Origin of the sequence: Bradyrhizobium sp. Leaf396, assembly GCF_001424605.1 — a bacterium.
Taxonomy (GTDB): Bacteria; Pseudomonadota; Alphaproteobacteria; order Rhizobiales; family Xanthobacteraceae; genus Bradyrhizobium; species Bradyrhizobium japonicum_C.
This window is the reverse complement of sequence record NZ_LMQJ01000065.1, coordinates 1-17,416: the sequence shown is the minus strand read 5'-3', so window position 1 is coordinate 17,416 and position 17,416 is coordinate 1. Positions and strand designations below refer to the sequence as shown.

Sequence of the window (17,416 nt, the reverse complement as noted above, 5' to 3'; positions counted from 1 at the left end):
TGAACTATGGTGCGCAGTGCGCACCCGAGAATCTCGCGCTAATAGTTCCGGATTCCGGGCTCAGCCCTGCGCGATCCCCCGGAATGACAAAGAAAACAGGGAGAAACCACCATGGGACTACTCGACGGAAAGGTTGCGCTGATCACCGGCGCGGGTGGCGGGCTCGGCGAAGCCTACGCAAAGCTGTTCGCGCGGGAAGGGGCCTCCGTCGTCGTCAACGACCTCGGCGGGCCCCGAGACGGCTCCGGCGCCGACAAGTCCATGGCGCAGCAGGTCGTGGACGCAATTACGGCGGAAGGCGGCAAGGCGGTCGCCAACGGGGCCGACATCTCCACCATGGAGGGCGGTCAGTCGGTGTTCGACGATGCCATTAAGCACTTCGGCCGCGCCGACATCCTCGTCAACAACGCCGGCATCCTGCGCGACCAGACCTTTGCCAAGGCCTCCGAGGCCGATTGGGACAAGGTCATCAAGGTGCATCTGAAGGGCACCTTCTGTTGCACCCTTCCGGTGTTTCGCTGGATGCGGGAGAACGGGGGCGGCGTCATCGTCAACACCTCTTCGACCTCGGGCCTGATCGGCAATTTCGGCCAGACCAATTACGGCGCGGCCAAGGGCGGGATCTGGGGCCTGTCCAACGTGTTGGCGATCGAAGGCCGGAAGTACAACATCCGGATCTGGACGCTGGCGCCGGGGGCCCTGACCCGCATGACCGCAGACCTGCCCCGCTATAAGGAGAACCCCGGTGCGGCGCTGGGGCCGGACGGCATCGCGCCGGCCGTGCTATACATGGTCAGCGATTTGTCGGGTGACCAGACCGGCAAGGTGCTGGGCGTCTCCGGGCCGCGCGGCGTGCGCGAGATGCGGATGATGGAAATGGAAGGCTGGAAGCCGCCGCATTCGGGCTGGAAGGCCCAGGACATCGTCGATCACGCCAAGGAGATTTTCTTCTCCGAGGAGCAGATCAAGATGGGGGCGAGGCGGTTTTAGCTTTCCCGTCATTCCGCGGCGTGCGAAGCACGAACCCGGAGTATCGAGATTCCGGGTTCGGCTCTTCGAGCCGCCCGGAATGACGAACATTGAGATAGGGAAGACGATGAAACTCACCGCCGAGGCCAAGGGCACTTTCGCAATCGCGCCGACGCCGTTCCACGACGATGGCCGGATCGACGAGCGCTCGATCGACCGCCTGACCGACTTCTACGAGGAAGTCGGCTGCGACGGCGTAACGGTGCTCGGCATTCTCGGCGAGGCCCCCAAGCTCGATGCTGCCGAGGCAGAGCAGGTGGCGGTGCGCTTCGTCAAGCGCGCCAAGAAGATGCAGGTGATCGTCGGCGTCTCTGCACCGGGCTTTGCCACCATGCGCTCGCTGGCGAGGGCTTCAATGGATGCGGGCGCGGCGGGCGTCATGATCGCGCCGCCGCCCTCGCTTCGCACCGACGATCAGATTGTCGGCTACTTCAAGCAGGCCGCGGAGGCGATCGGCCCCGACGTGCCCTGGGTGCTCCAGGATTATCCGCTGACCCTGTCGGTGGTGTTCACGCCTGCCGTGATCCGCAAGATCGTCATGGACAACCCGAACTGCGTGATGCTCAAGCACGAGGACTGGCCAGGGCTTGAGAAGATCTCGGCGCTTCGCAACTTCCAGAAGGACGGATCGTTGCGGCCGCTCTCGATCCTCTGCGGCAACGGCGGGCTGTTCCTGGATTTCGAGATGGAGCGGGGCGCCGACGGCGCCATGACCGGTTACGCCTTCCCCGAGCTTCTGATCGACGTCGTGCGGCTGTCGAAGGAGGGCAAGCGCGACGCCGCGCATGATCTGTTCGACGCGCATCTTCCGCTGATCCGCTATGAGCAGCAACCCGGCGCGGGCCTTGCCGTGCGCAAATACGTGCTGCAGAAGCGCGGCGTCATTGCCTCCAGCGCCCAGCGCAAGCCCGGCGCGACAATCACGGCGGCGGCGAAGGCCGAGGTCGAGTACCTGCTGTCGCGCGTCGCCCGTGCCGACAAGCGCGCCAATCTCGGCCCGCAATCCAGCGCCGCAGGTTAGTTGCATGGCCGAGACATCAGCATCACGCCCGGCCTCCACGATCCTCCTGCTTCGGGACGGCGCGGCACACGAAATCGAGGTCTTCATGATGGTCCGCCATCATCAGATCGAATTCAACTCGGGTGCGCTGGTGTTTCCAGGTGGCAGCGTCGATGCTGGCGACAAGGAGATCGTCGCCCGCGCCGGCCTTTACTCGGGCGGCGAAGGCTTGAGCGAAGCGGACCGCGGTTTTCGGATCGCCGCGATCCGCGAGACGTTCGAGGAGAGCGGCATCCTCCTGGCGCGGTCGAAGGATACCGGCGCGCCAATCGATGCCAGGCGTGCCGGCGAGATTGCCGACGCGCACCGTGTTGCGCTGAACGAACACAAGATCGGCTTCCTCGACATTCTCGCCGACAACGGTCTCCAGCTCGCGCTGGACACGCTCGTGCCATACGCGCACTGGATCACGCCGGAGGGCTTGCCGAAGCGCTTCGACACCTGGTTCTTCCTTGCCGCCGCACCGCCGGACCAGCTCGGCGCGCATGACGGGCTCGAGTCCACCGATTCCATCTGGGTCTCGCCGCGCGAAGCGGTGGAGGGGGGCGAGAGCGGCCGCTTCAAGCTGCCGTTCCCAACGACGCGCAATCTGATCCGGCTGGCCAAGCAGCCAAACGTGAGCGCGGCGATGGAGCACGCCCGCGGCCTGTCCATCGTCACGGTGATGCCGGTCATGACCAAGACTGAAACCGGCCGTCAGCTCCGCATCCCGGCCGAGGCCGGCTATGACGGCGAGGTGTTCGAGGTAGGGGCAGCCGGCTAGTACACCTCTGTGAAGCCAAACATCCGGAGCCGGAGGGCGGATACGCCCGAGCTTTGGCCGGACGGTCTGGCCTTGGCGTGCGTCCTCTCGGCGTCACCGCCATGGCCAATTCGGCCGGCAGCCCGCCGGCGTCGACCTGTCGTAAGGCGCGAGGCTGAAGGAGCGGCAAGCCTCGATATTAAGGATATTCCGCGCCACGAGGCATGTTCCCCCTGGGCGGCAATACGTCGTATATTGGGTTTCCAGCAGCCCGGTCCTTAAACCACCAATGTCCGCCGAATTGACGCCGTCCCCAGAGAAAAGGCGAACATTTTCGCTCTCCATCGGCCAGCTCACCTTCGGCAGCTTCCTGTTGGTGCTGGCGGTGATCATCGTTACCTCGACCGCGAGCGTGATCGCGATCCGGCACATCGACACCACCTTCGCCGAGCTGCAGAGGCTCCAGAGCGTCGGCGACCTCGCCGAGGATATCGACCGCCGCATGAACGAGTTGCGCCTCGCCGCGCGTGACTTTGTCACAGACCCAGGCGCCGGCATTCAGTTCCAGCAGGTGGGCGAGGCGGCCTCGACCCTGAGCGAGATCCTGAAGAAGACCCGTATCGAGCTCGCGCCCGAGCAGCAGGACATGCTCGACGGGGTCACCGAGCGGCTCGCCACCTATCGTACCGGCTTGGAGCGGATCTCGACGCTGATCGACCGCCGCGCCCAGCTGCTCGCCGGCCTGCCGCCGCTGCGCGAGCAATTCGATGCAGCTGTCGCCGGCACTGCGGACCGGGAGCTGGCGTCGCACCTCTCCGAAGCGCAGAGCCGGATCGCGCTCGGGCTGCTCGCGCGCAACCCCTCCGCGGCCGAGCAAGCGGCGCAGAGCATGCGAACGATGGGCATCGCCGATCCCAGGCTCAAGTCCGCGGTGAACGACTACGCCGAGGCGATCATGGCGGTGGCGGTCCGGGAGCGGCAGATCGCCGACATTGATCGCGAGGTCTTGGGAACTGAGGGCCGATTGATCGGCCGCGTCACCGAATTGCTGCGCGAAGTCAGCTCCCGGCGCGGACACGTGCTGTCGCGCGACTTTGCCCGAACCCTGACCGAGGCGCGATGGCAGAGCATCGTGCTCGGTACGGTCGGCGTGTTGATCGGTATCGGCGCTTCGTTGTTCGTGGTGCGCAGGACGGTTCGTCCGCTCGCCCAGATCGCACGATCCATTCGCGCGCTTGCGGCCGGCCGGAAAGACACCTCGATTCCATCCGCCGACCTCGACAACGAAATCGGCGACATCGCGCGGGCGGCCGAAGTGTTCCGCCGCGCGCTGGAGGAGGCCGACACCGCGCGCGAGGCGGCGGTGCGCGCTCTTACCGAGCAGCGCCTCGCCGAGGAGAGCTACCGCAAGCTGTTCGAGGGCTCGGTCGACGGCATCTATGTGACGACGCCCGCCGGTGACCTCCTCAACGCCAATCCGGCGCTGGCGCGGATGATGGGTTATGACAGCCCACAGCAGCTCATCGACAGCATCAACGACATCGCCCACACGATCTACGTCCATCCAGAGGCGCGCGCCGAATACCAGCGGCTGATGGCGCGCGACGGCATGGTGCGCGAGTTCGAGTACCAGGTGCGCCAGCGCAGCGGCAATATCCTGTGGCTCTCCGACAGCGCCACGGCCGTGCGGGACGAGCAGGGCAGTATCGTCCGCTATGAGGGCACGCTGCGCGACATCACCGACCAGAAGCGCGCGGAAGACGCCATTGCCGAAGGCCGGCGCCTGCTCCAGCAGGTCATCGACACCGTGCCTGCGGTGATCAACGTCAAGGACCGCAACCTGCGCTACGTGCTGATGAACCGCTACATGGCGGGCATTTTCGGCATCGAGCCCCGCGATGCGCTTGGCCGCACCACCGCAGACTTGATGTCGCGCTACGGCGCGGCGAAGACCGACGAGAACGACAAGCGCGTGCTCCAGCTCCGCAAAGGGCTCGGTTTCTATGAGGAGGAGTACAAGGACGCGGCAGGCAACATGCGGCAATGGCTGGTCAACAAGCTGCCGCTGCTCGATGCCGAGGGCGAGATCGAGCGGATCGTCACCGTTGCGCTCGACATCGGCGAGCGCAAGCGCGGCGAGCAGGAGATGCGCAAGGCCAAGGAGGCTGCCGAGACCGCGTTGCGCAATCTTCGCGAGACGCAGGCCTCGCTGATCGAGGCCGAGAAGCTCGCCGCGCTCGGGCGCCTCGTTGCCGGCGTCGCTCACGAGGTCAACAATCCGGTCGGAATCAGCCTCACGGTCGCGTCCGCGCTGGAGCGCAAGACCGCAGTGTTCGCCGCCGAAGTCGAGCGGGGGGAGCTGCGCCGCTCGACGCTCAACGATTTCCTCGGTACAAGCCGCGATGCATCCTCGCAACTCGTCTCCAACCTCAACCGTGCCGCCGAACTGATCCAGTCTTTCAAACAGGTCGCCGCCGACCGCAACTATTCGGACCAGCGCACATTCGATCTCGGCGACCTCACCGAGCAGGTGGTGATGAGCCTGCGGCCGGGCCTGCGCAAGCACAATCTGACGCTCAACGTCGAGTGCCAGCCGGACCTGACCATGAACAGCTATCCCGGCCCGTACGGCCAGGTGCTGACCAACCTGTTTCTCAATTCGGTGGCGCACGCCTTCCCGGATGGCAGGCCGGGGACCATCGAGATCCAGGTGCGCGAATCCGGCAAGGACAATGTCGAGATCATCTTTTCCGACAATGGCTGCGGCATGTCGCTCGACGTCCGCCGCCGCGCCTTCGATCCGTTCTTCACGACGCGGCGCGACCAGGGCGGCACCGGTCTCGGCCTGCACATCGTCTACAGTATCGTCACCAACCGGCTGGGGGGCCGGCTCGATCTCGATTCCGAGCCGGGGGGCGGCACGCGCATCCAGATGATCTTGCCCCGGGTGGCGCCGCTGGAGCAGGCGGCCGAATAGCTAATCGACGTCCGCGAGCTTGTGCAGCGTGGCGCCAAAGATCTGGCTGGCCTTGCCGACCAGCGCAGTCCCGGTCATCTCCCCGCGCGTCTCGGTGAAGCTGCCGGTGACGCCGATGCCGACGGGGGCGGGGCCGCCGAACAGTGGGTTGTCATCGCCCCGAGGCGTCGTGTGCCGTTGCACCAGCACTTCGCCTTTGAAGGTGCTGTTGTCCTTCACCGTGTAGCTGCCGGTGTAATAGAGGTAGGCGTCGCCGCCAAGAATCTTGCCGTCGCGGAACAGAATCACGCCGCTGCCCTTGCCGACTCGACCATCGAGCAGGGTCACGTGAATTGAATAAAGGCCGTTCTTCATAACGTCCCACGGGCCGGCCGCCATCGCCCAATGGCGTAACCGGTCCAGCTTTTATGCCAAAGCCCGTCTTCTCGCGCAACGCGGCAGTTTGCCGGCTGGGCGCGGGAGCACGGCGCGCGTCACGTCAGCTATACTTCTTGTCGCGCTCGAGCAGCTCGATGGAGATGCCTTCAGGGCCTTGGATGAAGCAAATGCGTACGCCGGGCCGGATGGTCGTCGGCTCACGCGTAAAGGTGACACCCTTGGCCTTGATCTCGGCGGCCACGGCGTCGATGTCCTGCACCACAAGGCCGAAATGGTCGAGACCCTGATGCGGGTGCGGGGGCGGCGGGTTGACGTCGCTGTCGCCCTCTAGAGGTGCGATGAAGATCCTGGCGCCGCCGAGGTTCACGTCGATCCGTCCCGGCGCGCGAGCGATCTCGCCACCAAGGATGTCCCGCAGCCAAGCCGCCGTGGCCTCCGGATCGGGGCTGCGCAGGTGGACATGATCCCAAGTGACGGCGAATGGCATTACCTGTTCTCCCAACGGGCTGCGATGTTGCAGCGCATGTTAACGGGCTCGGCTGGTGCTTACCATGCTCCTGGCCGACTCGCATGAAGCGGGGAACCTTAGTTCGTTGCGCGAATTAGGGTAAGCTGTGGCCGAGCCCATCTCCATGGTGCCTTGGCCGCAATTGGTAATGCACCATGAACGCCAGGCTCGACCGGATCGGATTTGGGCGCCTCGCCGGGACCGGCGAACGGCTGGCACGGGCCGTGACGATCGCCAGTGTCTCGTTTGGCCGCAGTCTTCTCTGGCTGCTGGCGGCGATCATCCTGGGTTGTGGTGTCTGGATTTTGCTACCTTTTTCCAGAGGCAATAGTGCTGAGCCGGCGACGCCGGAGCTGGCCTCTGTTGAGGCGCTTCCGTCGGACGATGCGTCGGTAGACGTGCGGCCGGCATCCCAAGCTCAGGCGCCGGCGAGGGCAGAACTCGGTCGTCTCAGGATCTCATCGCAGACCTGGCGCCGCGGCGGCCTCGGTTCGAAGGCCCTGGTGACGTTCACGCTCCGAAACGACAACGACTATGCCGTAAAGGATGTCGAGATCGTCTGCGCCTTCACGCGGCATGACGGCAGTCATCTTACGAACCGCACCCGCGTGGTGGCCGATCCGGTCAGCATGAAGAGCCGCAAGACCTTTGTACGTGTCCTCGTCGGCTTCGTTAACGTGAATGCCGATCATGCAAATTGCTCGCTGGTTGCAGCGCGCCGTGTCTAAGGCGACGCGATCGGGTAGCGGAAAAGTTACCCTCCTCGGTGCTTGGGCAAAAAACCATGCATCACCATTTGAACCGAGCGGCTGGGTCAGGAACCAATTGAGAGATCGCCTGTTGAGGCGGAGAGCCCACGCGGGGATGCGGGGGGCGGAGCGCGGCCAATGCCCATCTTTAGGTATTTCATTTTCGTCGGTGGAGCCTTGCTCGCACTGCTGTTCGCGGCGGATTTCGTTCTCCCGCCGGCGCCGGTCACGCAAGCCATCGCAACCGCCGGCATCGATCAGCCCCTGATCCGAATCCGGTCCAATCGGCACCTGCCTGAACGCGTGGTGCTCGACACCAGCCAGCCGACGATAGCCGCGCCCGCGGTGCAGACCGCCGCTGTTGCGGCACCGGAGCCCCCGGCGCAGGAGAGCCTAACGCCGGCTTTGGCCGAGATGTCGGCCAAGACCCGGGTGCGCGAGACCTTCGCCCAGTTCACGCCGGCGCCGAGGACCGAGACTGCCGCGACCAGGAAGACCGAGACGAGGACCGAGCCGAGATCGCAAGCTCGTCAGCTTCAGGCTGCTCAGGCTCAAACTTCTCCGGCCCAGCCCAAGCGCAAAGTTGCCAGGACACCTCCGCCGCAGCCCGGTCGTCCCATGATGCTGGTGGCCCAGCAGCCGCATTTCGGCCTTTTCAACAACACTTGGTGACAGACGCCTGCGACCCCGCTTCGATGAGGCGGGAAGGGCTTTTTATTGGCCGGCCTCTCTGCTAACTCGAAGCAGTCCAAACGCCGTTTGCTGTGCTGGCCTGATCGCCAGCGCCGGTGAGGGGATCTTGGTGGCCCGTCACCCCGGGCTCAGGCGCTCGTAGCTCAGCTGGATAGAGCATCGGATTTCGATTCCGAGGGTCGGAGGTTCGAATCCTTCCGAGCGCGCCAGACCTCGCCTTTTCTAAAGGTCTAGAGAAACTGTACGCATGCTGTGTGGGCCGGCGGGAGGGCTCCTACGTCCGCGGGCTAGCGTGTCGGAGGGCGCCTCCTGGAAGATCGCGCGGTAGGCCGCGGCAAACTCACCGAGATGATGGAAGCCCTGGGCTCGCGCGCAGGTGGCGACGGTGACGCCGCCGCCCCTAAGCAGGCGGGCGCGAGTCGCCCACAGCCTCTTCAGGCGAATATACTGGTGCAAGCTCATGCCGCGCACCTTGCTGACGGCGCCGCCGAGCGTCCGAACCGAGACGCCAAACTCGCCGGCGAGGTCGGCCGTATAGATGGGTGCTGTCGGATCGGCCGCCAAGAAGTCGTCGATCCGCTGCACGAGCTTGATCGCTCGCTGGCTCTGGACCGAGGCGATCCGGTCCGACAACGATTCGATTCGAAACAGGTCGTCGAGCGCGAGCAGCAAGCCTTCCTGAAGATGGGCCGCAGCCTCTGTGCTTTCGAACAGGCCCGGCTGCACTGACGCCGTGCGTAGGATGTCGAGCAGGAGTTGCCGCGTGTGGAGCAGTGCGGGCCGGTTCGCGACATGGGCCCGCAAGTCGTCGGCATTGTCGAACCAGCCCCGGTCTCTCAGCTCGGGAGAGAAGATGATCATGGCATGATGATTGGATTGGGGTTCGACGAAATGGCACTCGTCGTTGCCGCGCAGCGCAGCGAAGAAGCGGGCGTCGATATCCACTCCCTTGAAACTGGCCTGAACGTCATCGGTCATGGACAGGATCACCATCCCGCCCGGCATGCGATAGGCGGTATCGAGAATGCGCGCGAACGATTTCATCACGATGATGCGGCACGCCGGCAGGGCGACGACAGCGCGGACCGGCGCGAAGTTGGGGATGTCGAGCGGAATGCTTCTCGCATCCTCCATCGTCTCGATCGGCCGAAATGAATCGACGTCAGAAAAGCCGATCAGTTGAAGCGCGGAGGAGGGAGCAAGGTTGTCGAACAACATGGTTTCTGCCAGCCGCTGAAATGTACAATCAAATGAATGTCGAAGCATCGCCATCAATGACGGAACCGCGCGTTTCAGTAAACCGAATTTCAGGCCGTAGTATTGCGGACATCATGCTATGAAGTCCGTCGGCTCAATGTCGCGCCCAACGTTCTGCACATTCATGCCTGACGACCACCGGGCGGGCAATTAACTCCTTGTTAAAGGATGACGAGGTCGGCTGATTCATCCTTGATCTAGATCAGATCGGCTCCCAGTGCGGTGGCACCGCGCAAGACATGAGCTCGCCAAAAAGCGAAGGGGCCCCGAGAGCCCCTTCAGATGTCACCAGCGGCGATAGCCGTAATAGCCATAGTAGCGCGGCCCGTAATAGCGCGGCGGCCCGTAATAGCGAGGGCGGTAATATGGCCGAGGCCCGTAATATCCATAGTAGTTCGGGCGCCACCAGCACTGCCCCCACGCGTTGCAGACCATCCGCACCTGCTCGACGCCGGACATCTGCGGTGTCGCGGGAGCCGGCGCTATCGGCATGGCGGACGCCGCCTGCGATGCCGCGAGGGCGCCAACCAACAGGGACGCGGCGACGAGGCCAGTCTTGAGAGTCATAATGTCTTCCTCCGCTTACGCGATGCAGAATATCGAAGTTGTTCGGATCAAATTGTGGCGGAACCGAAATGTAATGCTGATGAACAAGCCTTCACCAAGTCGACCGGCCCTGATGCCGGCTCGAGGACTGGCCTAGGCCGCAGGACCATGCCGTGCCGGAGACCTTGATCCTGCGCAAATCGCAAGTGTGCCTTGGCTCTTACTGTCGTCGCCGTGGCAGCGGCGTGGTGCATGCTGCCGGGTAAGGTTAGCTGGATGCGAATCATTCCAAATCTGTCGATCTCGCCGGAGAAGGTCTTCTTCGTCATCGCGAAATCGCGCCGCTCCGATAGCGAAGCGGCCGGAGGCGGCGTCATCCTGGACTCAGGTGACGACGACATGAGCTACGGACGCGGCGGACGTGGCGAAACCACCGACCGTACGGAGTTGGCGGGCTTCATCCGCGATCTCAACGTTGACGAGCAGATCGATCTGGTGGCGCTGACCTGGCTCGGCCGGGGCGACGGTGATCTCTCTAATTGGCGCGAACTGCACGCCCAGGCCGCACAGGCGCACAATCAGCGCACTGCTTCCTACCTGATCGGCACGCCGATGCTTGCCGATTATCTGGAAGAGGCAATGGCGCAGTTCGGCAAGTCTTTCGAGGAATTCGAAGAACACCTCTGATGCCGGACGCGGGGTCGATAAGTTTCAAGGAGAAGTTGCAATGAACAAGATGAGAATCGAGAAGGGTGACTGGCTGGTCGTGTGCGACGGGCGCAAGGCGCTGATTCTGGAGAACGTCGGCGACGAGATGTTTCCCAATCTACATACCAGAGAAGTGCACGAGCAGCCCAACCCCTCGACCGCCGCGCAAGGTAGCGATGCGCCCGGCCGCTTGCATGCGGCGGTCGGTGGATCGCGCAGTTCGGTCGAGCAGACCGATTGGCACGATGAGGCGGAGCGCGCCTTCCTGCGCGGACTTGCTGGCCGGCTCGATGCTGCCGTCAGCTCCGGCGAGACCAAGGCGCTGACCATGGTGGCCTCCCCGCGCGCGCTGGGCATGATCCGCGCCGACTATTCTGACACGGTGCGTAAGGCGCTCCAGGGTGAAGTCGGCAAGGACCTCGTCAAGCTGCCGGTCTACGAGATCGAGAAGCAATTGTTGCTGTCGGGCGCCGCGAAATAGAGGCGCCAGCCGGAAGGACGCGCGCGGCGCCTCAGTGGCAGGGGTGCCGCCGTCCATCCTGGCCGATATACGCGGCCGCGCTGCGATAGCAATGGTTGGTCGACGGGCCGTCGTAATAGGCAAAGGTGCCGGGGGTGAGGCCCGGTCCGTAATTGTGCAGATAGCTGATCGGATAGGGCAGCGGGTTGGCGTAAGAGCGGTGATACCGATGGTGTCCGCGCGCTTCCGCAAGGCCGGGAGCCAGAACTGCAGCCGTCAGGGCCACGATCGCGGCTACAAACGTCAACTTGCTCATCTCGATTCTCCGAAGCCCGCTCAAACAGATCAACCATTTTATAGCCATTTCGGGTGGTCTGGCATCGCTCCGGAGGCCCAAAATCAGGTGCAATCCCGCAGATTTCCGGGGTGTGTGACAGAATTGTCGGACTTGGGGTCAAAAGCTGCCCATTTTTGGCCTTTTCGGGATGCTTAACGAATTCCCCACACAACTATGACCAAAGAGTATTTCGGTAAGAATCCTGTCGCCGGCGCCGAGGATCATTTCTCTGGGTCCCTGGAAGTCGGTGGTATTCCTGAAGGCCGTCGCCGTCACCTCGCCATGCGCATCACGCTTCTGAGCCTGCTGTTGCTCTGCCTCGCCGCCGTAACTCCGGCGCGCGCCGAACTGCGCATCACCCGCGACCATGGCGGCTATGTCGAGGAGTACAAGGCCAAGTACAAGCGGGTGCGCGAGAAGGGCGAGCGCGTCATCATCGATGGCATCTGCAATTCGGCCTGCACGCTCGTGCTCGGCATCGTGCCCATGAACAAGATCTGCGTGACGCCGCGCGCGAGCCTCGGTTTCCATCAGGCCTATTACGACAAGGCGTTCACCTTCGGCATCAAGGTCACCAGCGCCGAAGGAACCTCCGATCTCATGTCCTACTACCCCGACACGGTGAAGGACTGGATTCGCCGCAATGGCGGGCTCACCACCGACATGAAGAAGATCAAGAACGGTGTCGAGCTCTGGAGGATTGTCAATCCCTGTCCGGAAGAATGGTGACCGGCTGAGCTGGGCCGCTGTGGGCTGACGCAGCGCAGCATCGTCAGAACGAAATTCGCATTGCCGCATGGCCTCCGGTGGGGCAATGAGGGCGGCAATGAACCATAACCAAGAAATCCTGGCCGCCCGCGCCGCGCCGATCCTGTTCGTCCTGCTCTGGAGCACCGGGTTCATCGGCACCAAATACGTCGTCAACAATGCCGATCCTTTGACCTATCTCGCCATCCGCATGGCGATCGTGGTCGGCCTGATGGCGATCATCGCCGGGATTGCGCGGCCGAAATGGCCCGACCGGATCGGGCTCGCCCACAGCGCGGTCGCCGGCATCCTCGTCCATGGTTTCTATCTCGGCGGCACCGCGATCGCGATCGCGCATTCGATTCCGGCCGGGCTCTCTGCGCTGATTCCCGGCCTACAGCCGATCCTGACATCGACCATCGCCAATCGCTGGCTCGGCGAGAGAGTGACGCCGGTGCAATGGGCCGGTCTCGTGCTCGGTCTCGGCGGCGTCGTGTTGATCCTGCACAACCGTCCCATGACCGGCGAAGCCGGACTTGGCTGGCTGGCCTCCGTGGTCTCGCTGATCAGCATCACGCTCGGCACGCTCTACCAGCGCCGCTACTGCAATCACATCGACTGGCGCGCCGGCAATCTCGTGCAATATGTCGCCGTCACCGTCTTCTTCGCGATCGGAGCATTTCTGTTCGAAGACCGCGTGGTGCACTGGACACAGGAATTCGTGCTCGCGCTCGCCTGGCTCGCCGTGGCGCTCTCGATAGGCTCGATCGGGCTGTTGTACTGGCTGATCCGCCACGCTGCGGCGACCTCGGTCGCGAGCCTGTTCTATCTGGTGCCGGCCGTGACGGCGCTGATGGCCTATCTGCTGTTCGGAGAAAAGCTGGACGCAATTGCCATTGCCGGAATGGCGACGTGCGCGGCGGCGGTCTTCGTGGTCAATCGACGCTCTTAGCACTGTGCGCAGCACTGACGTCCGTTGACCGCGTCGTGCTAGGGTGGAGCATTCAATTCCACTTCTTTTGTCAGCGCGGCTGTATCAATGAAGGCGAGGCGTGCACTGCTCCATCATGGTTCGAGCCGTTCGCGCATCGCAACGGCACCAAGTTCGATCATCCGGGGTCGATGAAGGCTCCATTCACGATGACCGCGGGCGCAACGTGATCAAGAAGGTCAATGGCCAGCGAGTGATCAAGCAGTTCGGCTCATCGGAAAAGCGGAAGCGCTTCAACGCCGAGGACCGCTCGTTCATCGCAGCGATCCGCAATCCCAAGGCAAGCACCATCCGGGCCGACGGGCAGCCAGGCGGTGAGGATAGGGCGGCGCCGTCTCCGGGCGCGCCCGCACCCGGAGACCTGCTCTGAGGATTGCGATCAGCGCTTCGCCTTCTTGGCCTTCTTTTTTGTTTTCGTGGTTTTCTTGGCGGCCTTCTTTGTGGATGTCTTGCCAGCCTTCTTTGCAGTCTTCTTGGCTGCCTTCTTTGAGGATTTACCGGCCTTCTTCTTGGACGTCTTCTTTGGCGCTACTTTCCTGGCGACCTTCTTGGCGGCGCGTCTGACCTGCTTCACGGCCGTGACCGCCGCGTCCTTGGTCGCTTCCACGGCGCTGGTGATCGTGTCCATCGCCTGTTCGGTGATCGGCTTTTCGTCGTCCATCTCATCCCCCGCGGTTTGACAGGAGTCATGACGATAGCGGGTTTCGAAATTGTGTCAAAGCCGCGCTCAACCTCCGCGGATCTTTGCGAAGGCGGCGAGCGCACGCTCGCGTCCTCCGGCATGATCGACAATCGGCTCGGGATAGGTCTTGCCCATTGTGATGCCCGCGGCGGCAAGCTCAATGGGCGTTGCCTGCCAGGGCCGATGGATCAGCTTGGCGGGCATCCCCTTCAGTTCCGGCACCCAGCGCCGGACGTAGGCGCCATCCGGATCGAACTTCTCGCCCTGAAGCAGCGGATTGAACACGCGGAAATAGGGTGCCGCGTCGGCCCCGCAGCCGGCGACCCACTGCCAGTTCGCGGGATTGCTCCCGGCGTCCGCGTCGACCAGTGTGTCCCAGAACCAGGCTTCGCCTTCGCGCCAGTCGACCAGCAGGTGCTTGACCAGGAAGGAGGCGACCACCATCCGGACACGGTTATGCATCACCCCCGTGTGCCAGAGCTCACGCAGGCCGGCATCGACGATTGGATAGCCGGTGCGCCCGCGCTGCCAGGCGGCAAGCGCCTTGTCGTCGCGCGACCACGGGAAGCCATCGAAGTTCGTCTGCAGGTTTTCGGTGGCGAGGCCCGGGTTGTCGTGGAGGAGGTGGCGGCAGAATTCGCGCCAGCCAAGCTCGCTGAGGAATTTTTCGACGCCGGGTCCGAGTGCCGGATCTTCCGCCGCGGCGAAGCGCGCGGCGTGCCAGACCTGGCGCGGGCTGATCTCGCCGAACCGCAAATGCGGCGACAGCCGTGAAGTGCCGTGCCGATCCGGGTGGTCGCGATCGCCGACATAGCCGCGCACTGTGTGCTTCAGGAAGTCGCGCAGGCGCTCGCGTGCAGAGGCTTCGCCGGGAGTCCATGCTTCGCGCAGGCCGGCCGCCCAATCCGGCTTGCTCGGCTCGAGCGTCCAGCTCTCCAGTCGATCGCTGGCGATCTCCGGCGCTGGTCGCAGCTCCTTGGGCGCGGGCAAGGGCCTTGGCGGGGTGCCGAGCGACAGCACCCGCCGCCAGAATGGTGTGAACACGCGCAGGCCCCGGCCATCCTTGTTGCGGATTGCCGAGGGCGGGGCGAGGAGGTCGCCGGGAAAACTTTGCGAGTCCGCTCCGAGCTTTGCCAACGCCGTTTCGAGCTGTCGCTCAACCGCTTGATGCGGCACCTGCGCGATCCCATTCCAGTAGACAGCGCGTGCGCCACTCTCGCGCGCCACTTCAGGGATCACCTTGGTCGCCGGTCCCCTGCGCAGGACCAGCGATCCGCCGCGTGCGGCGATCTCGGTCCCGAGCGCCCGCAGCGACTGCGCCAGCCACCAGCGCGCCGCGCCGCCCGGCGCCCGCCCCACGGATTCATCGAGCACATAGAGGCAGATCACCGGCCCGCCGGTCTTCCCGGCGGCGTGGAGAGCGGGGTGGTCAGATAGACGAAGGTCCTCGCGAAACCAGACGATGACCGGCTGCGGGTTTGGCATGATCGGGAGCGCATCTCGCTGAGCAGGTTCTCAATATACGAGACGCACGCGCCGGGTTTCATCAGCAAGGTCATCCCGAGGAATAAGTGCCCCCGGGATGATGCCCGCTGCTCAACGGCGGAATTATTTCGGCTGCGGCACGATGCGGAGGTAGGGCTTCGGCTCCTTCCACCCCTGCGGGTAGATCGTCTTGGCCTCTTCGTTGGAGACCGAGCCCGCGATGATGACGTCGTCGCCCTGTGACCAATCGGCCGGGGTGGCCACACGATGCTTGGCGGTGAGCTGCAGCGAGTCGATGACGCGCAGGATTTCCTGGAAGTTCCGGCCCGTGGTCATCGGATAGACCAGCACCAGCTTGATCTTCTTGTCCGGACCGATGATGAAAACGTTGCGAACGGTTTGATTGTCGGCGGCCGTGCGGACCAGGGGATCGCCCGAAATGGCGGCCGGCAGCATACCGTAGAGCTTCGAGACGTTGTAATCGGTGTCGCCGATCATCGGATAATTCGGCGCCGCGCCTTGGGTCTCCTTGATGTCCTCCGACCATTTGGCATGGTTGTCGACCGGATCGACCGAGAGGCCCATCAGCTTGACACCGCGCTTGTCGAATTCCGGCTTCAGCTTGGCGAGAGCACCGAGCTCGGTCGTACAAACCGGCGTGAAGTCCTTCGGATGCGAGAACAGCAACGCCCAGCTGTTGCCGATCCAGTCGTGGAACTTGATCTTCCCTTCGGTGGTCTCGGCTTCGAAGTCTGGTGCGGTGGCGCCGATCGGAAGTGTCATGATTTTACCTCATCGCATTGAATTTGTTGAAGAATGCGTCTCTGCCGTCGCGGGCAGTATAAGGGGCTTGCAAGACCAAGTGAACGCCAACTGAACCGGCTCAAGTAAAATGTGAATTCCTTCCCGGAAGAGCCCATTTCTCAGCAACTTATTGTTACGGCCGTCCCCGCCGCGAAACGTCTCTTCCGGGGTCACACGGTCTCGCTCGCCCCGATAATGCCTTTTATGACTTCCATCACGCTCCTGGGGCGCGCCCTAGAACCAAATCAGTCCTGACAGCGACCAATTGGCAACCATCTGGACAAGTCGCGATCCCCATATCGAATCATTAACCACCCCTTTACGCCGGCATGAAAATGCTGGCCGGTCAGAAGAAATCTGGAAGTGAACTATGTCTGCCGCTGCGCCCAAACCCACCGAGTCATCGTCCCTCGAACCGTCCTGCCGCGATACCGCGGCTCACGCGCTGAGCGTGGTGCGCGACGGCATAATCACGGGAGAAGGCCCGACCACCAAGGGAAGGGTGCATTTCTCCCGTTCGCTCGATGCTGATGACACCGCATGGTGCATCCGCATCCTGACGGCCTCCGCCGTGAACGATCAGCCGGTGAGCCGCGCCGAGGCCGAAGTGCTGTTCGAGATCAACGAGGCCGCGACTGAGCGCACCGATGGGGGCCGGTTCGACGATCTGCTCGCCAAGGCGGTCGCCCATTATGCCGCGAGCGCTTCGGGCCTGAAGGTGCCGCCGCGGAACATGGCGCTGTCGGCCGACACCGACATCGAGAGCTGGGCGCCGTCCTATGCCTCCAAGGTGAACAGCGAGATGCTGGAGTGGATCGCCGGCCAGATGCGCGGCAAGCGCCAGAACAACCGCCGGCTGATGGCCATGGTGGCGACCTTCCTCGGCGCCACCGCGTTGCCTCTCGCCGGCCAATTGCCGAACGTGTTCGACATTGGCATGTGAGATTTCGGATGCGTGAGATCTTCGCCGCCTGATGACGGGGAGACGTGGCGGCGGGGCTCTTTCCCCGCCGTTTTTTGTCTGCCGGCGTCCGGCTCAAGCCCGGGCGCGGTACCGGGAAAACCGATGGCGTCGGAGCAACGGCATTGCTCATTCAAGACGCATCGTCATTGCAGACACGCTTTGGCGTCCTCGCGGCTGATCTCGCCCGAGCCTTGCTTTGTGGCCTCACCCTCTGAAATGAAAGAGGGCGCAGGGAAGACCGGGAGCCCGCTGGCACCCGAGGTCCACTGTGCGGAATCTGCGTGGTGAGAAGCTGCACA

19 protein-coding genes, 1 tRNA gene and 1 pseudogene are annotated in these 17,416 nt (G+C 63.6%); 13 read left to right on the top strand and 8 right to left on the bottom strand.

All coding sequences use genetic code 11. From position 1 onward, the window contains the following. The first annotated feature begins 111 nt into the window (after positions 1–111). The 4 genes from ASG57_RS32910 (at position 112) to ASG57_RS32895 (ending at position 5,808) form a co-directional block, all read left to right on the top strand. Positions 112–990, top strand: coding sequence for an SDR family oxidoreductase (locus tag ASG57_RS32910; protein ID WP_024342496.1), 879 nt, complete (start codon positions 112–114; stop codon positions 988–990). Positions 991–1,096: 106 nt separating this feature from the next. Beyond that, positions 1,097–2,050, top strand: a complete 954-nt coding sequence (locus tag ASG57_RS32905) for a dihydrodipicolinate synthase family protein (protein WP_057199086.1) — start codon at positions 1,097–1,099, stop codon at positions 2,048–2,050. Between the two features lie 4 nt (positions 2,051–2,054). After that, positions 2,055–2,852, top strand: a complete 798-nt coding sequence (locus ASG57_RS32900; protein WP_024342498.1) for an NUDIX hydrolase — start codon at positions 2,055–2,057, stop codon at positions 2,850–2,852. 268 nt (positions 2,853–3,120) lie between these two features. Beyond that, positions 3,121–5,808 (top strand): PAS domain S-box protein, encoded by a 2,688-nt coding sequence (locus tag ASG57_RS32895; protein ID WP_057198966.1) that lies wholly within the window; start codon positions 3,121–3,123, stop codon positions 5,806–5,808. Here the strand turns inward: ASG57_RS32895 and ASG57_RS32890 are convergent, their stop codons facing one another. Together ASG57_RS32890 and ASG57_RS32885 are read right to left on the bottom strand one after the other, a co-directional pair. After that, positions 5,809–6,162, bottom strand: coding sequence for a GrlR family regulatory protein (locus ASG57_RS32890; protein ID WP_024342500.1), 354 nt, complete (start codon positions 6,160–6,162; stop codon positions 5,809–5,811). Positions 6,163–6,286: 124 nt separating this feature from the next. Further along, positions 6,287–6,673 carry a VOC family protein gene (locus ASG57_RS32885; RefSeq protein ID WP_024342501.1) on the bottom strand — a complete coding sequence of 129 codons (387 nt, stop codon included), beginning with the start codon at positions 6,671–6,673 and terminating at the stop codon, positions 6,287–6,289. A 176-nt stretch (positions 6,674–6,849) separates the two neighbouring features. Between ASG57_RS32885 and ASG57_RS32880 the strand changes: the two genes are divergently transcribed. The 3 genes from ASG57_RS32880 to ASG57_RS32870 all read left to right on the top strand — a co-directional run bounded on the left by ASG57_RS32880 (position 6,850) and on the right by ASG57_RS32870 (position 8,345). Next, positions 6,850–7,422 carry a hypothetical protein gene (locus ASG57_RS32880; RefSeq protein ID WP_057198965.1) on the top strand — a complete coding sequence of 191 codons (573 nt, stop codon included), beginning with the start codon at positions 6,850–6,852 and terminating at the stop codon, positions 7,420–7,422. Between the two features lie 159 nt (positions 7,423–7,581). Beyond that, positions 7,582–8,115, top strand: coding sequence for a hypothetical protein (locus ASG57_RS32875; protein ID WP_024342503.1), 534 nt, complete (start codon positions 7,582–7,584; stop codon positions 8,113–8,115). A 153-nt stretch (positions 8,116–8,268) separates the two neighbouring features. Next, positions 8,269–8,345 (top strand) — tRNA-Arg (locus ASG57_RS32870). Positions 8,346–8,358: 13 nt separating this feature from the next. Here the strand turns inward: ASG57_RS32870 and ASG57_RS32865 are convergent. Together ASG57_RS32865 and ASG57_RS32860 are read right to left on the bottom strand one after the other, a co-directional pair. Continuing rightward, positions 8,359–9,354 (bottom strand): AraC family transcriptional regulator, encoded by a 996-nt coding sequence (locus ASG57_RS32865; protein ID WP_057198964.1) that lies wholly within the window; start codon positions 9,352–9,354, stop codon positions 8,359–8,361. A 324-nt stretch (positions 9,355–9,678) separates the two neighbouring features. Then, the gene (locus tag ASG57_RS32860) at positions 9,679–9,960 is read right to left on the bottom strand and encodes a hypothetical protein (protein WP_057198963.1); all 282 of its coding nucleotides are present in this window, start codon (positions 9,958–9,960) and stop codon (positions 9,679–9,681) included. Positions 9,961–10,191: 231 nt separating this feature from the next. On the opposite strand from ASG57_RS32860, the gene ASG57_RS32855 reads away from it, so the two are divergent. Then, positions 10,192–10,626 carry a DUF3775 domain-containing protein gene (locus ASG57_RS32855; RefSeq protein ID WP_230646646.1) on the top strand — a complete coding sequence of 145 codons (435 nt, stop codon included), beginning with the start codon at positions 10,192–10,194 and terminating at the stop codon, positions 10,624–10,626. A gap of 40 nt (positions 10,627–10,666) precedes the next feature. Next, positions 10,667–11,128, top strand: a complete 462-nt coding sequence (locus ASG57_RS32850; RefSeq protein ID WP_057198961.1) for a host attachment protein — start codon at positions 10,667–10,669, stop codon at positions 11,126–11,128. A 31-nt stretch (positions 11,129–11,159) separates the two neighbouring features. Here the strand turns inward: ASG57_RS32850 and ASG57_RS32845 are convergent, their stop codons facing one another. Beyond that, on the bottom strand, positions 11,160–11,423 hold the full coding sequence (locus ASG57_RS32845) for a hypothetical protein (protein WP_024342508.1): 264 nt from the start codon (positions 11,421–11,423) through the stop codon (positions 11,160–11,162). A gap of 303 nt (positions 11,424–11,726) precedes the next feature. On the opposite strand from ASG57_RS32845, the gene ASG57_RS32840 reads away from it, so the two are divergent. The 3 genes and pseudogenes from ASG57_RS32840 to ASG57_RS37335 all read left to right on the top strand — a co-directional run. Beyond that, positions 11,727–12,173 (top strand): hypothetical protein, encoded by a 447-nt coding sequence (locus ASG57_RS32840; RefSeq protein ID WP_024342509.1) that lies wholly within the window; start codon positions 11,727–11,729, stop codon positions 12,171–12,173. Between the two features lie 97 nt (positions 12,174–12,270). Then, positions 12,271–13,143, top strand: coding sequence for a DMT family transporter (locus tag ASG57_RS32835; protein WP_057199085.1), 873 nt, complete (start codon positions 12,271–12,273; stop codon positions 13,141–13,143). Positions 13,144–13,253: 110 nt separating this feature from the next. Beyond that, positions 13,254–13,500, top strand: a pseudogene (locus ASG57_RS37335) (hypothetical protein); the annotation flags it as partial. A gap of 61 nt (positions 13,501–13,561) precedes the next feature. Here the strand turns inward: ASG57_RS37335 and ASG57_RS32825 are convergent. The 3 genes from ASG57_RS32825 to ASG57_RS32815 form a co-directional block, all read right to left on the bottom strand. Further along, on the bottom strand, positions 13,562–13,843 hold the full coding sequence (locus ASG57_RS32825; RefSeq protein WP_057198959.1) for a hypothetical protein: 282 nt from the start codon (positions 13,841–13,843) through the stop codon (positions 13,562–13,564). Between the two features lie 66 nt (positions 13,844–13,909). Further along, positions 13,910–15,349 carry a cryptochrome/photolyase family protein gene (locus ASG57_RS32820; RefSeq protein WP_080654965.1) on the bottom strand — a complete coding sequence of 480 codons (1,440 nt, stop codon included), beginning with the start codon at positions 15,347–15,349 and terminating at the stop codon, positions 13,910–13,912. Positions 15,350–15,472: 123 nt separating this feature from the next. Continuing rightward, positions 15,473–16,132: a peroxiredoxin gene (locus ASG57_RS32815; RefSeq protein WP_024342514.1), complete on the bottom strand. Its 660-nt coding sequence runs from the start codon at positions 16,130–16,132 to the stop codon at positions 15,473–15,475. A gap of 391 nt (positions 16,133–16,523) precedes the next feature. Here ASG57_RS32815 and ASG57_RS32810 point away from each other — a divergent pair, with 391 nt between their 5' ends. Beyond that, positions 16,524–17,096 (top strand): hypothetical protein, encoded by a 573-nt coding sequence (locus ASG57_RS32810; RefSeq protein ID WP_024342515.1) that lies wholly within the window; start codon positions 16,524–16,526, stop codon positions 17,094–17,096. The last annotated feature ends 320 nt before the right edge of the window (positions 17,097–17,416 follow it).

What these genes read in the sequence shown, in the direction of transcription:
- ASG57_RS32850 (WP_057198961.1), top strand. Translation starts at nt 10,667, where the DNA reads ATGAACAAGATGAGAATCGAGAAGGGTGACTGGCTGGTCGTGTGCGAC.
- ASG57_RS32880 (WP_057198965.1), top strand. Translation starts at nt 6,850, where the DNA reads ATGAACGCCAGGCTCGACCGGATCGGATTTGGGCGCCTCGCCGGGACC.
- ASG57_RS32845 (WP_024342508.1), bottom strand. Translation starts at nt 11,423, where the DNA reads ATGAGCAAGTTGACGTTTGTAGCCGCGATCGTGGCCCTGACGGCTGCA.
- ASG57_RS32810 (WP_024342515.1), top strand. Translation starts at nt 16,524, where the DNA reads ATGTCTGCCGCTGCGCCCAAACCCACCGAGTCATCGTCCCTCGAACCG.
- ASG57_RS32910 (WP_024342496.1), top strand. Translation starts at nt 112, where the DNA reads ATGGGACTACTCGACGGAAAGGTTGCGCTGATCACCGGCGCGGGTGGC.
- ASG57_RS32865 (WP_057198964.1), bottom strand. Translation starts at nt 9,354, where the DNA reads ATGTTGTTCGACAACCTTGCTCCCTCCTCCGCGCTTCAACTGATCGGC.
- ASG57_RS32900 (WP_024342498.1), top strand. Translation starts at nt 2,055, where the DNA reads ATGGCCGAGACATCAGCATCACGCCCGGCCTCCACGATCCTCCTGCTT.
- ASG57_RS32840 (WP_024342509.1), top strand. Translation starts at nt 11,727, where the DNA reads ATGCGCATCACGCTTCTGAGCCTGCTGTTGCTCTGCCTCGCCGCCGTA.
- ASG57_RS32875 (WP_024342503.1), top strand. Translation starts at nt 7,582, where the DNA reads ATGCCCATCTTTAGGTATTTCATTTTCGTCGGTGGAGCCTTGCTCGCA.
- ASG57_RS32815 (WP_024342514.1), bottom strand. Translation starts at nt 16,132, where the DNA reads ATGACACTTCCGATCGGCGCCACCGCACCAGACTTCGAAGCCGAGACC.
- ASG57_RS32835 (WP_057199085.1), top strand. Translation starts at nt 12,271, where the DNA reads ATGAACCATAACCAAGAAATCCTGGCCGCCCGCGCCGCGCCGATCCTG.
- ASG57_RS32895 (WP_057198966.1), top strand. Translation starts at nt 3,121, where the DNA reads ATGTCCGCCGAATTGACGCCGTCCCCAGAGAAAAGGCGAACATTTTCG.
- ASG57_RS32820 (WP_080654965.1), bottom strand. Translation starts at nt 15,349, where the DNA reads ATGCCAAACCCGCAGCCGGTCATCGTCTGGTTTCGCGAGGACCTTCGT.
- ASG57_RS32905 (WP_057199086.1), top strand. Translation starts at nt 1,097, where the DNA reads ATGAAACTCACCGCCGAGGCCAAGGGCACTTTCGCAATCGCGCCGACG.
- ASG57_RS32860 (WP_057198963.1), bottom strand. Translation starts at nt 9,960, where the DNA reads ATGACTCTCAAGACTGGCCTCGTCGCCGCGTCCCTGTTGGTTGGCGCC.
- ASG57_RS32855 (WP_230646646.1), top strand. Translation starts at nt 10,192, where the DNA reads ATGCTGCCGGGTAAGGTTAGCTGGATGCGAATCATTCCAAATCTGTCG.
- ASG57_RS32885 (WP_024342501.1), bottom strand. Translation starts at nt 6,673, where the DNA reads ATGCCATTCGCCGTCACTTGGGATCATGTCCACCTGCGCAGCCCCGAT.
- ASG57_RS32825 (WP_057198959.1), bottom strand. Translation starts at nt 13,843, where the DNA reads ATGGACGACGAAAAGCCGATCACCGAACAGGCGATGGACACGATCACC.
- ASG57_RS32890 (WP_024342500.1), bottom strand. Translation starts at nt 6,162, where the DNA reads ATGAAGAACGGCCTTTATTCAATTCACGTGACCCTGCTCGATGGTCGA.